The 14,129-nt window shown below is 60.5% G+C and carries 15 protein-coding genes; 6 read left to right on the plus strand and 9 right to left on the minus strand.

The features are described 5' to 3' along the window. Positions 1–35: 35 nt before the first annotated feature. Complete coding sequence (gene pal / locus PHS32_RS10350; RefSeq protein WP_301078874.1) at positions 36–584, minus strand: peptidoglycan-associated lipoprotein Pal; 549 nt, start codon at positions 582–584, stop codon at positions 36–38. Positions 585–1,106: 522 nt separating this feature from the next. On the opposite strand from pal, the gene PHS32_RS24230 reads away from it, so the two are divergent. Beyond that, positions 1,107–1,352, plus strand: coding sequence for a DUF3619 family protein (locus PHS32_RS24230; protein WP_366143473.1), 246 nt, complete (start codon positions 1,107–1,109; stop codon positions 1,350–1,352). Between the two features lie 120 nt (positions 1,353–1,472). After that, positions 1,473–2,699 (plus strand): Tol-Pal system beta propeller repeat protein TolB, encoded by a 1,227-nt coding sequence (tolB, locus tag PHS32_RS10355; protein WP_301078889.1) that lies wholly within the window; start codon positions 1,473–1,475, stop codon positions 2,697–2,699. A gap of 11 nt (positions 2,700–2,710) precedes the next feature. On the opposite strand, the gene PHS32_RS10360 is transcribed toward tolB, so the two are convergent. The 7 genes from PHS32_RS10360 to PHS32_RS10390 all read right to left on the minus strand — a co-directional run bounded on the left by PHS32_RS10360 (position 2,711) and on the right by PHS32_RS10390 (position 11,098). Next, positions 2,711–3,691: a D-glycerate dehydrogenase gene (locus PHS32_RS10360; RefSeq protein ID WP_301078875.1), complete on the minus strand. Its 981-nt coding sequence runs from the start codon at positions 3,689–3,691 to the stop codon at positions 2,711–2,713. An 11-nt stretch (positions 3,692–3,702) separates the two neighbouring features. Beyond that, a complete protein-coding gene (locus PHS32_RS10365) occupies positions 3,703–5,112 on the minus strand; it encodes a sodium:proton antiporter (RefSeq protein ID WP_301078876.1) in 1,410 nt (469 codons plus the stop codon). 41 nt (positions 5,113–5,153) lie between these two features. Continuing rightward, entirely contained in the window at positions 5,154–6,389 is a 1,236-nt protein-coding gene (gene pncB / locus PHS32_RS10370) for a nicotinate phosphoribosyltransferase (protein ID WP_301078877.1), read from the minus strand. A gap of 9 nt (positions 6,390–6,398) precedes the next feature. Next, the gene (locus tag PHS32_RS10375; protein WP_301078878.1) at positions 6,399–7,937 is read right to left on the minus strand and encodes an ATP-binding cassette domain-containing protein; all 1,539 of its coding nucleotides are present in this window, start codon (positions 7,935–7,937) and stop codon (positions 6,399–6,401) included. Next, the gene (locus PHS32_RS10380) at positions 7,934–9,769 is read right to left on the minus strand and encodes an ABC transporter permease (protein ID WP_301078879.1); all 1,836 of its coding nucleotides are present in this window, start codon (positions 9,767–9,769) and stop codon (positions 7,934–7,936) included. The genes PHS32_RS10375 and PHS32_RS10380 overlap by 4 nt, the downstream gene beginning before the upstream one ends. A gap of 175 nt (positions 9,770–9,944) precedes the next feature. After that, complete coding sequence (locus PHS32_RS10385; RefSeq protein ID WP_301078880.1) at positions 9,945–10,655, minus strand: nitroreductase; 711 nt, start codon at positions 10,653–10,655, stop codon at positions 9,945–9,947. Next, positions 10,652–11,098: a thioesterase family protein gene (locus PHS32_RS10390; protein WP_301078881.1), complete on the minus strand. Its 447-nt coding sequence runs from the start codon at positions 11,096–11,098 to the stop codon at positions 10,652–10,654. The genes PHS32_RS10385 and PHS32_RS10390 overlap by 4 nt, the downstream gene beginning before the upstream one ends. Before the next feature lie 267 nt (positions 11,099–11,365). On the opposite strand from PHS32_RS10390, the gene PHS32_RS10395 reads away from it, so the two are divergent. Then, entirely contained in the window at positions 11,366–11,908 is a 543-nt protein-coding gene (locus PHS32_RS10395; protein WP_301078882.1) for a phasin family protein, read from the plus strand. A 296-nt stretch (positions 11,909–12,204) separates the two neighbouring features. Here PHS32_RS10395 and PHS32_RS10400 read toward each other — a convergent pair whose 3' ends face one another. Then, the gene (locus tag PHS32_RS10400; protein ID WP_301078883.1) at positions 12,205–12,687 is read right to left on the minus strand and encodes a MarR family winged helix-turn-helix transcriptional regulator; all 483 of its coding nucleotides are present in this window, start codon (positions 12,685–12,687) and stop codon (positions 12,205–12,207) included. Positions 12,688–12,745: 58 nt separating this feature from the next. On the opposite strand from PHS32_RS10400, the gene PHS32_RS10405 reads away from it, so the two are divergent. From PHS32_RS10405 to PHS32_RS10415, 3 genes are all read left to right on the plus strand, one after another. Beyond that, a complete protein-coding gene (locus PHS32_RS10405) occupies positions 12,746–13,297 on the plus strand; it encodes a PaaI family thioesterase (protein WP_301078884.1) in 552 nt (183 codons plus the stop codon). Next, complete coding sequence (gloA, locus tag PHS32_RS10410) at positions 13,294–13,677, plus strand: lactoylglutathione lyase (protein ID WP_301078885.1); 384 nt, start codon at positions 13,294–13,296, stop codon at positions 13,675–13,677. The genes PHS32_RS10405 and gloA overlap by 4 nt, the downstream gene beginning before the upstream one ends. 11 nt (positions 13,678–13,688) lie before the next feature. Further along, a partial coding sequence (locus PHS32_RS10415; protein WP_301078886.1) for a DUF2807 domain-containing protein occupies positions 13,689–14,129 on the plus strand: 441 nt, incomplete at its 3' end.

The raw sequence follows: 14,129 nt of genomic DNA on the forward strand, positions 1-14,129 counted from the left end.
ACAAATGGTCGCTGCCCGATTGCGCATTCAGCGTGTTACTTGTTGGGGTAACCGAGGTCCACACGACGATTTTGCGCCCACGCGGCCTCATCATGACCAGCGGCTTTGGGTTTCTCTTTGCCCCAGCTGACGGCTTCCAATTGCGCGTCTTTCACGCCATAGACTTTTAGCGCACGGACCACGGATTCAGCACGCTTTTGACCGAGCGCCAAGTTGTATTCGGCGCTCCCGCGCTCGTCGGCATTGCCTTCAACCCGGATAGACAGTTGGGGGTTAACCGCCAGGAACTTGCCATGCCGTTCCAGCAGTTGGTTGAACTCCGGTTTGATCGAGAAGATGTCGTAGTCAAAGTACACGCTTCTGTCTGTCGACAGAGGGTTCTTCGGGTCCAAATAGGGCGGTATCACCACCGATTGCACTTTCGATTCAGCGGCCGGTGCCGGGCTGGCTGGACTGGGTTGGACCGCGGGGGCTTGAACAACCGGGGGTGGGGGCGGTGTTACAGGGGCGACAGGTGTGCTGCTGCAGGCGGCAAGCAACACGACACTGGCGCAGAGAATTGACAGGTTTTTGACGATTTTCACAGGTTGACTCCAGTATCTCAAGGTGAAGTGGAAGGGCTTCCGATGTGACCACGCAAACTGCGAAATGGCCTGCATCCGAGTGAATTATACATTTGCTACAATGTATTTAACAAGTGAATGGATTTGCTGAAAACAGGCACTCGACACCAGAACCAACTCAAATAGAAAGATACATTTGCACAAATGATACTGAGAAAATCGGGAACACGCTGGTTCAAGCCTGATAGGTGCTTCAGGCTGACCACGCAAGGATAGGACGCCATGAAACGTTTCCTTTACGCTGTGCTCGTCGTCGCCACGTTGTTCGATATTTGCGCTAGCGTCTATTTGTATGTGCTGACTAGGGAGCCCAGAACTTACGCTGTCCGTCCAAATTTGCATTCGGTCCAGAACTTCGGAAATCCTCCAAGAGTCAGATCCAGACCGTTGAGAATGCCCGGTTTTGGCGGCCATTGAATTGCTCAACTTGTCGGGTCGAACACCAAAGTGATCACCATTAGTCAAGCCACAGGGATCACCGAAATGAAGTTCCTGCTGCAAGGCGATAGCAGCGTTTTGCCTATTGCGCATCAGCAAGAAAGATGTTCCTCAGCCGCCCCATCTGGGAGCTATGCGTCGGCCGGCGAGGCCAAGGTATCGCAGCGTCCAGAGCGATTCATACAAGAAGTCTTGGCTTCGATGTCGGCTGGGGTCAATGACTTACCCCAGGGCATATGCCAGAGACTGTCGCAGGCGAGGACAAAGGCAATCGCAAATAAGCGCGATTAGAAACAGAACCTTGACGTTACAAGGCGTAGAGAGGAAGAATTCTTGAGTGCATCGTTCCCAAAACGTTATACCCGGCGACAGATACTTGCGACCTTGCTCGCACTGCCGACGGTACCGGTGATGGCACAGTTTCGAGTTGAAGTTTCAGGTATTGGACTCTCTCAACTCCCCATTGCGATAGTGCAGTTTCGAGGGGAACACCAATCACCGCAAAAAATCTCCGCCATCGTGCGTGCCGACCTGGAAAGAAGTGGACAATTTCGGGGGATTGAAACACAAGAGAAGGACTTCGACGAGTCCACCCGGCCAGATTTTTCAAGTTGGAGACAAAGCGGCGCGGACGCATTGGTTGCCGGCAGCGTAGTCAAAACTCGAAATGGACGCTATGCCGTTCGATTTCGGCTATGGGATGTCCCCGAGGGGCAAGATATGGGCGGGCAAAGTTATGAGGTCACCGAGGCCGATTTGAGATTGGCGTCCCATCGCGTCGCCGATTTTGTTTTTGAAGCGCTGACTCAAAACAAGGGCATATTCGCCACACGCATCGCCTATGTCACCAAGCAAAACAATGTCTACAACCTTTGGATAGCTGACGCCGATGGCGAAAACAGTCAATCAGCCCTCACCAGCCCCTCCTCTATCATTTCACCGGCATGGTCACCGGACGGGACCCACGTTGCCTACGTCTCGTTTGAGTCGCGCAAACCCGTGGTCTATACGCACGAGGTATCAACCGGCCGACGCCGCCTGCTGGCAAACTTTCGGGGCTCGAATAGCGCACCGGCCTGGTCGCCGGACGGAAGAAGTTTGGCGGTGACCTTGACGCAGGATGGTGAGTCACAGATTTACCTGCTGGACACTGTCGGCAATGGTCAACCCAGGCGTTTGACAAAATCAAGCAGCATTGATACCGAACCGGTGTTTTCACCGGATGGGTCGAGTTTGTATTTCGTCAGCGACAGGGACGGTTCGCCACAAATCTACTGCATGCCCATTCAGACCGGGATCGCGGAACGCATTACCTTTGAAGGTAACTACAACATTTCGCCGACAATCAGCGCGGATGCCCGCTGGATGGCTTATGTGTCTCGGGTAAATGGATCATTCAAGCTGTACGTCTTGGATTTTTCAACTGGAAAAGTGAATGCCATTACCGCTACTTTGGCCGACGAACACCCCAGCTTTTCGCCCAATGGCAAACAGATCATCTACGCAACGGAACTTGACGGGCGCCACGCCTTGATGACCACTACCCTGGACGGGGCAACAAGGGCAAAGCTTACTGGCAACTCTGGCGACATACGAGAACCGTCATGGGGGCCATTCATCAACATTCACAAAAGCTGATCTTTTGGAAGCTAGCTTCGCCCTACTGCGTTGAGCGGAGTTAGTGGTCTGTTGCCGATCAAATACCCGATCAAGTTGTCCGCCGCCAGATTGGCCATGGCCAGCCGCGTCGGCAGCGTGGCGCTGGCGATGTGCGGGGTCAGCACCACATTGGGCAGGGTCAACAACTCCGGATGCACCTTGGGCTCGCCTTCAAAGACGTCCAGGCCGGCAGCGGCGATGACCCCATCGCGCAACGCGGTTGCCAGCGCCGCATCGTCCACAATGCCACCGCGCGCAATGTTGACCAGCGTGGCGCCGGGTTTCATCCGCGCCAGCTCGGCCGCGCCAATGGCATGGTGCGACTGCGCCGAGTACGGCAGCACCAGCACCAGGTGATCGGCTGTTTTGAGCAGCTCTTCCTTGCTGACGTAAGACGCCTGACAGGCGCTTTCGGTGGCGGCGTCAAGACGCGAGCGGTTGTGGTAAATCACCTTCATGCCGAAACCGTGGGCACCGCGTTTTGCAATGCCCTGGCCGATCCGCCCCATGCCCAGAATGCCCAGCGTGGCGCCGTGAATATCGCCGCCGGCAAACAGGTCGTAGCGCCAGCGCGTCCACAGACCGGCGCGCAAAAAGTGCTCGCTCTCCGCCATGCGCCGGGCGGTGGCCATCAGCAGGGCAAAACCGAAATCGGCCGTGGTCTCGGTCAGCACGTCCGGTGCGTTGGTGGCCAGCACACCGGCCGCGGTCATGGCGTCGAGGTCGAAGTTGTTGTAACCGACCGCCATGTTGGCGCAGATTTTCAAGGCCGGACAAGCCGCCAGCAAGGCCGCGTCAATGCGCTCGCCACCAGTTGTGAAGACGCCTTGTTTGCCCGCCAGTTGCTCAATCATTTGCGGCTGCGTCCACAGCACATCGTCCTGGTTCGAGGTCACCTCAAAGTGCTGCGCCAACTTGGCAATGATTTCCGGGAAGATGGCGCGGGCGATCAGGATTTGGGGTCGATTCATGGCAATAGCCTCTAGCGGAACCAGATGAAGGTCATGACGATAAATAGCGGAATCAGGATGGCACCCGACCACGCCATATAAGCGAAGAAGCTGGGCATTTTGACACCCCGGTCCTCGGCGATGGCCTTGACCATCAGGTTCGGTGCATTGCCGATATAGCTGTTGGCGCCCATGAACACGGCGCCGGCTGAAATCGCGGCCAGGGTCGGCGCCAGCGTGGTCATCAGCAGGACCGGATCGCCACCGGCGGTATTGAAGAACACCAGGTAGGTGGGAGCGTTGTCAAGGAAAGAACTCAGTGCGCCGCTGGCCCAAAAATACATCGCCGGATCGGGCCAGCCGTCGGGCCGCGTCACGGCCGCGACGATGGCGCCGAACGGACCGTTGACGCCGGCCCTGAGCATGGCGATGACCGGAATGATGGTCAAGAATATCCCGGCAAACAGTTTGGCCACCTCCTGCATAGGCCCCCAGGAAAACTGGTTGTCCTCATGCACCTGGCTGGCGGTGATCCTGAGCGAAATGAAGGTCACGGCAATCAAGCCGATATCACGCACCAGACCCGGCAGCCCGACTTCGGTGCCGGCAAGGGTGAACACCACGGACGACTTCCAGAGACCGCTCAACAGCACCAGTGAAGCGATCAGGCCCAGCAACCAAAAATTGGCGGCGCCATCGAAGCCGATGCGCTTGTCATCGGGTGTCGGATCGACCGGCACAGTTTCCTCGCGCCGGTGGTAATACCACCAGTCGATCCCATAAAAAAGTGCCAACAACGAGCCAATCAGAAAAAGTGTTTCCGGAAAAATGTGGCTCACGGTCCAGAAAAAGTCCACGCCTTTCAGGAAACCCAGGAACAGCGGCGGATCGCCCAACGGCGTCAGCGAGCCGCCCGCGTTGGAAACGATGAAGATGAAGAACACCACCACGTGGGCTTTGTGCCGGCGATTGTCGTTGGCGCGAATCAGCGGCCTGACCATCAGCATGGAAGCGCCGGTGGTACCCATGACACTGCCCAGAACCGCGCCAATGGCCAGAATTGCAACATTCAGCCCAGGGCTGCCGTGCAGGTTACCGCGAATGTAGATGCCACCCGCCACCACATACAGAGCGGTGAGCAGCACGATGAAGGGGATGTATTCCCCGAACAGCGCATGCGCGAAATTGACCCCGGCCGTCGCCGGACCGAACACAAGGGCAAACGGCAACAGGAAGGCCAATGACCAGGCGGCAGCCACCTTGCCGAAGTGGTGATGCCAGAACAGGGGCGCGAAAAGCGGCAGCAACGCGATGGACAGCAGAATGCCGACAAACGGTACCCCCCACAAGGGCGAGAGCCGGACGCCGTCGATGGGCGCGGCCAGTGCCCAACCAGGCAGGGCGAACAGGGCAGCGAAAGCAACCCAGCGAAGTAGTTTCATGTTCTTGTCTCTGAATCGTGGAGGTGCCAAAGGATACCCGCTCAGGAAGGTTGCGTGATGTCAAAAACCTGGCGCAGATAGGCCAGGTATTTGTCGTCCTCGCACATGTCCTTGGACGGCGAATCGCTCAGTTTGGCGACCGGTTGACCATTGCAACGCACCATCTTGATGACGTTTTGCAGCGGCTCGTAGCCGAGGTCGTTGGTCAGGTTGGTGCCGATGCCAAAAGCCAGCAGGCAGCGGCCCTTGAACTGCTGGTACAGCTCGATCGTGCGCGGCACCGTCAGGGCGTCGCTGAAGATCAGGGTTTTGGTGCGCGGATCGACCCGGTTGTGATGGTAATGGGCCAGCATGCGCTCGCCCCACAGGAAAGGGTCGCCGCTGTCGTGGCGGGCGCCGTCGAACAGCTTGCAGAAATAAAGGTCGAAATCGCGCAGAAATGCGCTCATGCCATAGACGTCGCTGAGGGCAATGCCGAGGTCGCCCCGGTACTCCTTGGCCCATGATTCGAAGGCGTAAATCTGGCTATCGCGCAGACGCGGCCCCAGCGCCTGGCAGGCTTGCAGGTACTCGTGCGCCATGGTGCCCAGCGGCGTGAGACCCAGCGTCATGGCAAACAGCACATTGCTGGTGCCGGCCAACTGGCCGGCCATCCCCGCCGCGTTGCCCGGACTCTGGCCGGTACCAAGACGATTCGAGAGCACGCGCAAGACTTCCTCATGCCAGGCTTTGGAAAAGCGCCGGCGCGTGCCGTAATCGGCAATTTTCAGATCGCTCAGCCCGGTCTCGCGCAACTGGCTTATTTTCAGGTCCAGGCGCCTGCGCCCTTCGATCAGATCGGGCAGTTTTTGCGCATTCCGGAAGTAGACCTCGTTGACGATCGCCAGCACCGGGATCTCAAACAAAATGGTGTGCAGCCAGGGACCCCGGATGACGATCTCGATCTGGCCCGACGGCAGCGCCGTCACGTTGATGTATTTTTCGTTCAGTTTGAAGAGCCCCAGAAAATCGACGAAGTCGCTCTTGATGAAACGCAGCGAACGCAGATAAGCCAGTTCGGCGTCCTGAAAATGCAGGCCGCACAGGGATCGGATCTCATCGCGTATCTCGTCCGCATGGGCCGCCAGCGCATGCTTGGCCTGACCGCTGACCGGGTCGATGCCGGGGTTGCGGCACTTGAACTTGTACTCGACCTGGGCCCCCGGAAACTGGTGCAGCACGGCCTGCATCATGGTGAACTTGTAGAGGTCGGTGTCGAGAAGACTGGTAATGATCATGGTTCGACTTTAAATCCTTAGTTGCCCTGCCACCAGCGTGATAACCCGATCCGCACGCTGAGCCAGAATGTTGTTTTGCTCGGCCACCAACAGCGCTGTGCCTTGGGCCTTGAGCAACAACAGCGCGGCCACGATATTTTCCACCAGCACCGGTGCAATGCCTTCGCAGGGTTCGTCCAGCAGCAGCAAGCGTGGCTGCGTCATCAGGGTGCGGGCAATGGCCAGCATTTGCTGCTCGCCGCCGCTCATCTGGGCGGCCGGGCGGTGCAACATGGTCTTCAGCGCCGGGAACAAGCCCAGCACCCACTCCTCGGTGGCCGGCACATCGCCGCGCGCCGCCAGGCGCAAATTTTCCCGCACGCTCAAATCCACAAACAGACGCCGGTCCTCCGCCACCAAGCCGATCCCGGCTTGTGCTCTCTGATGCGCGGGCCAGGTCGTGATGCTCTGATCTTGATAGCTTATGGCCCCCGTGACACGCGCAGCAAGGCCCATGATGGCATGCAGCAGCGTGGTCTTGCCGGCGCCATTGAGTCCCTGCAATACCAGCAATTCACCGGCCCCAACCTGCAAGGACACATCGAACAGCGCTTGCGCCGCGCCGTACCAGACCTTGAGGTTCTGGACCGACAGCATGGGTGCCGGGGTGACTGCGCTCACCCCAATCCCGCCCTCTGCCGCCCCGGACCCGCTAGCCGTCATCCCGGACCCGCTACTTGTCATCCCCGACCCGCTACTTGTCATCCCGGACCCGCCAGTTGTCATCCCGGACTTGATCCGGGATCCATCCGCGCCGGCTCGCCCCAGGTAGCGCGACCGCACCGTTTCGTTTTGCGCAATCTCGCCCGCGGTACCTTGCGCCACCAGTTGACCGTCGATCAGCACCAGCACCCGGTCCGCCACGCCAAAGACGGCGTCCATATTGTGTTCGCTGTAGAGCACGGCCATGCCGGCCCCGGCCTGCTCATGCGCCAGCGACTTGACCAGTCCCATCAGGTCGGAGCGCTCGGCGCCCGACAGACCGGCCGCTGGTTCATCGAGCAACAGCAGGCGCTGCGCCGGCGCGGGAGGTAGGCCGGCCAGCGCCAGTGCCAGTTCCAGCAACTTCTTGGCACCGTAGGGCAGACTCAAGACGTCGGCATCGGCCAGCGCCAGCAAGCCGACCCGCTGCAGCAGCACGCGAGCGCGGTCCTGCGGCGCGCGGTCAAGCCGCCGCCACGCCGACAAACCCTGTGGTGCTTGCAGCAGCAATTGCACGTTCTCCAGCACGCTGAGCGCTTCAAAAGTCTGCGCCACCTGAAAGGTACGCGCCACACCGCGCGCCAGCCGCTGCGCCGGACTCAAAAGGTCGAGGCGCGCGCCAGCCCACCAGACTTCGCCCCGCGCCGCGCGCTGCTGCCCGGCGATGCAGGCAAAAGCAGTCGACTTGCCGGCGCCATTGGGGCCGATCAAAGCCACGCACTCGCCAGCATTGATCTCGAAACTCAGCCCCCGCAGCGCCTGGACGCCGCCAAAATGCTGGCGCAGATCGCGCACTTGCAGCGTCATGGCCGCCGCCCTCTGAGCAGACCCAGCAGTCCCGATGGCGAGGCGACCATGATGAGCATCACGAACAAGCCCAGGGCGCCGCGCCAGTAGTCGAAGCCGCGACCCAGCTCGGCCCCGGCCCAGACCAGCACGGCGCTGCCAGCCACCACGCCCCACCCCTGGTGCATGCCGCCCAGCAGCAGCACCAGCAAGGCATCCAGCGAGGTCGAAACGCTGGCCACCGAGGGAAACACCGCCCCCTTGTGCGCCGCAAACAAGCCGCCGGCCAAACCCGCCAGGGTCGCGCTGTGCACAAAAATCCGGTACTTGAGCCGGTTCACCGGCAGGCCGCTGGCCGCCGCGCGCAACGGCGCATCGCGCACCGCCTGCAAGGCCGCGCCCAGGCTGGAGCGGCTCAGGCGCGCCAGTGCCCAGACACTCAGCAAAGCCAGTCCCAGCAGCGCGAAGTAAAAGGCCAGGCGCCAGTCCTGCGGCACCAGGTTCAGGCCGATGACGCCGTTGTCGCCGCCGGTCAGGCTCAGCCATTGGCTGGCGACGGCCCACAACACCTGGGCTAGTGCCAGCGACAGCATGGCCAGATAGACCCCAGCACTGCGCACCAGCAAGGCGCCGAACAGCGCCGCCAGCGCCAGTGCCAGCGCACAGCCGGCGGCCAGCGCCCCGGGCAAGGAGAAGCCCCAACTGCTGTGCGACAGCGCCGCCCCGTAAGCCCCCAGCGCAAAGAAAGCGGCATGGCCAAAGCTGACCAAGCCACCCAGCGCCATCATGGCCTGCAGGCTGATGCCAAAGATCAGCAGAATCAGACCATCGGTGGCCAGCGACTGCCAGTAGCCGCCCAGCAGGCCGACGCCGCTCATGGCCAGGCCCAGCGTCATGAAAGTGATGACCGACCAAGGCGCCTTAGCCGGGGCCAGGATGAATTTTTGCGCCATTTCCAGCGGCCCGGTAGCGACTGGCCGGCCCAGCAAACCGGTGGGCCGCAAGGCCAGCACCGCGGCCATCGCCAGGAACACCAGCACCAGCGTGGCCTGCGGAAAAAAGCTGATGCCCAGGGCATGCACCAGCCCGATCAGCAGCGCGGCAAAAAAAGCCCCGGCGATGCTGCCCAGGCCCCCCGTCACCACCACCACGAAAGTCTCCACCACCACGTTCTGGTCCATCTGCAAGTTGGCCGGTTCGCGCGGCAACTGCAAGGCGCCACCCAGGCCGGCCAGCAGGCAGCCCAGCACCACGGCGGCCAGCATCAAGGGCTTCGGGTTGACACCCAGGGCGCCGAGCATGGCGCGGTCCTGCGTGGCGGCGCGCAAGCGCTGGCCGAAGCGCGTGCCGTGCAGCAGCAGATGCAAGGCGAGCCAGACCAGCGGCCCGAGCGCGATGGTCAACAACTGATACTCTGGAAAGTACTCGCCCCACAAGGCCACGGAGCCCTTCAAACCCGGAAAGCGTGGCGCAAAGACCTCTTGCGGTCCAAAACCCCAGCGCATGGCATCGGACAGCGCCAGACTGAGGCCAAAGGTCGCCACCAGTTGGTACAGCTCGGGGACACCGTACAGTCGCCGCAACAGGACAAATTCGGCGACCGCACCGGCGGCTCCGGCGCACAGGGCGCCCAACAGCATGGCGCCGGCGTACAGGGCCGGCGTCTCGCCCCAGGCCGGATACCAGTCGGTCACCCAATGCGCGGTGAACAGCGCACCCAGCATGAAGAAGCTGCCATGGGCAAAGTTGACGATCCGGGTGACGCCAAAAATCAGCGTCAGGCCGGCCGCCATCAGAAACAAGGTGGTGGCGTAACTCAGGCCGTTGAGGCACTGGATGGCGATGAAAGTCATTAAGAGCGAGTTCTAACGCCGGCCCTGACTGTCATTGTGGGCCTGACCCGCAATCCATGGATGCCGGATGTTGAAACCCCGGACCTGATCCGGGGCCGGCATGACAGGCATTTTGCTCGGCTTGGTAAACCCGTGTTCGGCACAACAGCGAATCGACCTCTGTCAAAAAGCACCATCACTCCAGCCATTGCGTGAATTGTTCCACCGGTACCCGGGGGGTGTGAAAGGTATTGACGAGCGCGGTCTGGTCGGCGTAACCCAGCGACATGCCACAGACCAGCATCTCGTTGGCAGCGGCACCGACGTGGGGCAGGACAATCTGATTGAAAAGGTTCCACGCCTGCTGCGGGCAGGTGTGCAGGCCGCGGCCGCGTGCCGCCACCATGATGTTTTGCAAAAAGGTGCCGTAGTCCAGCAAGGAGCCGCGTCCCATGCCACGGTCGACGGTGAACATCAGACCGACCGGCGCGTCGAAGAAGCGGAAATTGCGCTGCATCTGCAGATGCATCTTGTCCCGGTCCGCCTTGCCAATGCCCAGCAGGCCATACAGGCCCCAGCCGTTTTCACGCCGGCGGTCGATGTAGGGGCTGAACCATTTTTCCGGGTAGTAGTCGTATTCCTCGTGGTAGTCGGCGGCCAGCGCCGGATCGGCACGGATGGCGTCGTGGGCGGCACACACCTTCTGCACCAGGGCGGCGCGGCTGGCGCCGGTCAGCACGTAGACCTTCCAGGGTTGCGTGTTGGTGCCCGAGGGCGCACGGCTGGCGACTTGCAGCAAGTCGGCCACGGTCTGGCGTGCCACCGGGGCCGAGCTGAATGCGCGCACCGCCATGCGCGAGGTAATTGCGGCATCCACCACCGCCGAATCCAAAACAGTTTGCGTCATACAAGAGTCTCCAGAACAGATTTGAGTTTCAAAGGCAAGGGGGTCGGCCGGCGGCTCTGTCTATCCACATAGACGTGGATGAAGTGGCCCTTGGCGGCGGTCAGTGGCTGGCCTTCGCCAAACAGTCCCACTTCGTAGCGCACGCTGCTGGAACCCAGCCGGGCGACCCGAATACCGGCCTCCACCGTCTGCGGAAAGGCCAGCGGCGAGAAGTAGTTGCACTGGGTTTCAATCACCAGACCGATGGTCTCGCCGTGGTCCACATCGAGTGCGCCCTGCTCTATCAGGTAGGCATTGACGGCGGTATCGAACCAGCTGTAATAGACCACGTTGTTGACGTGACCGTAGGCGTCGTTGTCCATCCAGCGTGTACTGATGCGGCGAAACACCTTATAGGCGCTGCGCGGCGCGGCCTGTGGTTTTTCTGCTTTGGTTTGGCTCATGGGGCCTGATTTTGCCAGTGTGGCAATTGGAGCTTTCAGCCGGCCGGCCGCGCAGCTTCAAAAGCTGGCTACCGGGATTGTTTCGATGCGATGAAATTCGCCATTTTTAGAATTTTCGGTCTAATTTGTTGCATTGCAGCAAATAGTACTTGCGCAGCCTAGTGATAACCCTATAATTCGTTCCATGCTGCACTGCAACATAAACCGAGCAAGAGCCGGGTTTCGGAGCAGATACCTTTTTACCTCACTCTCATCGGAGAAATTTATATGCTGACCGTCGAACAAGTCCTGGCTTCCAACAAAGCAAACGTCGAGACCCTGCTGGGTCTGACTTCGAAAGCCTTTGAAGGCGTTGAGAAGATTGTCGAACTCAATCTGACCGCCTCCAAAGCCGCCTTGGCCGAGTCCGGCGAGCACGCCAAAGCCTTGCTCAGCGTAAAAGACGCACAAGAGTTGCTGGCACTGCAATCGAGCCTGTTCCAGCCTCTGGCCGAGAAAACTGCGGCCTACAGCCGTCATCTGTACGACATCGCTTCCGGCTCCAGCGCCGAATTGGGCAAGGCGTTTGAAAGCCAGGCCGCCGACGCGCAGAAGAAATTCATGGGTTTGGTGGACAACGCTGCCAAGAATGCACCGGCTGGCTCCGAAACCGCTGTTGCGGTCATGAAGAGCGCCGTAGCCGCTGCCAGCAATGCGCTGGAATCGGTGCAGAAAGCTGTCAAACAAGCGACTGACGTTGCCCAATCCAACTTCAATGCAGTGGCCGCTTCCGCTGTTGACGCCGCCAAGCCGGCCGCCAAAAAGCGCTAATTCGTGGTTTTGGGTGAAGAAACATTGAGCCAAGTCGCATTTTTGGTGCTTTGACTCTATAAAATCAGGGGAAACCCTGAGATACTTCAGTCAAGTTTGATTTTTGAGAAACACCTAGTTTCTAACGGTTGTCTCCTCGGGTCCTTTCGAAACCATCAGGTTCAGGGATCCCTTAAGGGCTGGTCGCAAGACCGGCCCTTTTTTTTATCTGCAATACGGCAGAACCGGACCTTCGCGAATCGGCAAAAGGATCAAGACAGCGGCGATGGCCAACACGGCCGGCGCCGGACTAGGGCCTATTCATCGCGGTCCCCGCTTGCGGCTTGCACCAGCAACGCCTGGGTCTCATCGATCAGGGCGTGCAGTGCCAGCATGCGCGTCGTGCCCAGCAGGCGGTTCAGGCTGGTTTGTGCCGCTTTCCAGTGCCGCTGCGCATCCTGGCGCTTCTCGCGCCCGGCCTCGGTGACGCTGATCAGGCGGCTGCGGCCATCGACACCGGCTGCCAGTTCCACCCAACCGGCAGCCAGCAGCGGTTTGAGATTGCGCGTCAAGGTGGAGGCGTCCATTTTCATGGACTGCGCCAGATCGCCGGGCCGGATCGGACCCAGCTTGAGCACATGCGACAGCAGCGAATACTGGGTGGTCTTCAGCCCGGCCTGAGCCAGTTCGGCGTCGTAGTGTTGGCTTATGCGCCGCGTCAACTGGCGCAGCTTGAAATTGGTGCAGCCCTGCAGCTTGGTGGCGGCGAGTAACGGTGGTGACAGTGGCTTGGTATCCATGAAACCATTGTAGCTACAATATTTGCATATGCAACTTTAGAAGCGAACTGGAAGCAACATGAGCAAAACCAATCATCTCGACGCCTGGCTGGCCCAGGAACATGCGATCCGTGCCGTGATGGAGACAGGGGCCGGAGCCGGCGTCGCCCGACCCGATCAGGTCGCCGGCAAAACCGGACTCGAATTGATGCAGGCGATGCTGCGCGGCGAACTGCCCTTCCCGCCGATCGCGCAAACGCTGGACTTCACGATTGTCGAGATCGGACATGGCCATGCCGTGTTTCAAGGCACGCCCGGCGCGGCCCACCTCAACCCGATGGGCACGGTGCATGGCGGCTGGTTTGCCACCCTGCTCGATTCGGCCCTGGGCTGCTCGGTGCACACCCGCATGGCGGCGGGCCAGGCTTACACGACGGCGGAACTGAGCGTCAACATCGTGCGCGCCCTGACGCCCAAGGTGACGCGGGTGCGCGCCGAGGGTAAAGTGATTCACTGCGGGCGGCAATTGGCCACCGCCGAGGGCCGCCTGATCGGGCCGGACGGCACGCTCTATGCCCACGCCACCACCACCTGCCTGGTGTTCGAAATTGCGTCACAATCGCGCTCATGAGATTCCTTCACACCATGCTGCGCGTCGGCGACCTGCAACGCTCGATCGACTTCTACACCCAGGTGCTGGGCATGCAATTGCTGCGCAAGACAGAAAACCCGGACTACAAATACACGCTGGCCTTTGTCGGCTTCGGCAAAAACCCGGAGCACGCCGAGATCGAGCTGACCTACAACTGGGGCGTCGACTCCTACGAGATAGGTACCGCCTTTGGCCACCTGGCGCTGGGTGTGCCCGACGTCTACGGCGCCTGCGAGAAAATCAAGGCGGCCGGCGGCAATGTGACGCGCGAAGCCGGGCCGGTCAAGGGCGGCAGCACGGTGATTGCCTTTGTCACCGACCCGGATGGCTACAAGATCGAACTGATCCAGAGACCCTGAATCGAATCCCCATGCCTACCTCCTCCTCACCCTTGAAAAGCATCGCCGCCCTGGCTATCGCGGGCGTCTTGAGCCTGTCCGGCTTGCCGGCTTTAGCCTGGGATTGGACGCCGGGCAAGGTGGTCCTTGGCTCCGGCCAAGTGAGCAAAACCCAGCGCCAGCTGAGTGGCTTCAAAGGTCTGGCTCTGGAACTGCCGGCCAGCGTTGAAATCGTCCAGGGCGACACCGAAGGCGTGCTGATCGAAACCGACGACAACATCGCGCCCCTGATCGAGACGGTGGTCGAAGACGGGCAGCTCAAGATCCGGCCGGCGCGACGCTTCACTGCGTTCAAGACCAAGACCACCCGGATCACGATCAACGCGCGCACGATAGACAGTATTTCCATTTCGGGATCGGGCGAGGTCAAGGCCCAAAAACTGCAGTCCACCGCACTGGCAACACAGATTTCC

The organism is Rhodoferax sp. (assembly GCF_028714215.1).
In the GTDB taxonomy this organism is placed as follows: domain Bacteria; phylum Pseudomonadota; class Gammaproteobacteria; order Burkholderiales; family Burkholderiaceae_C; genus Rhodoferax.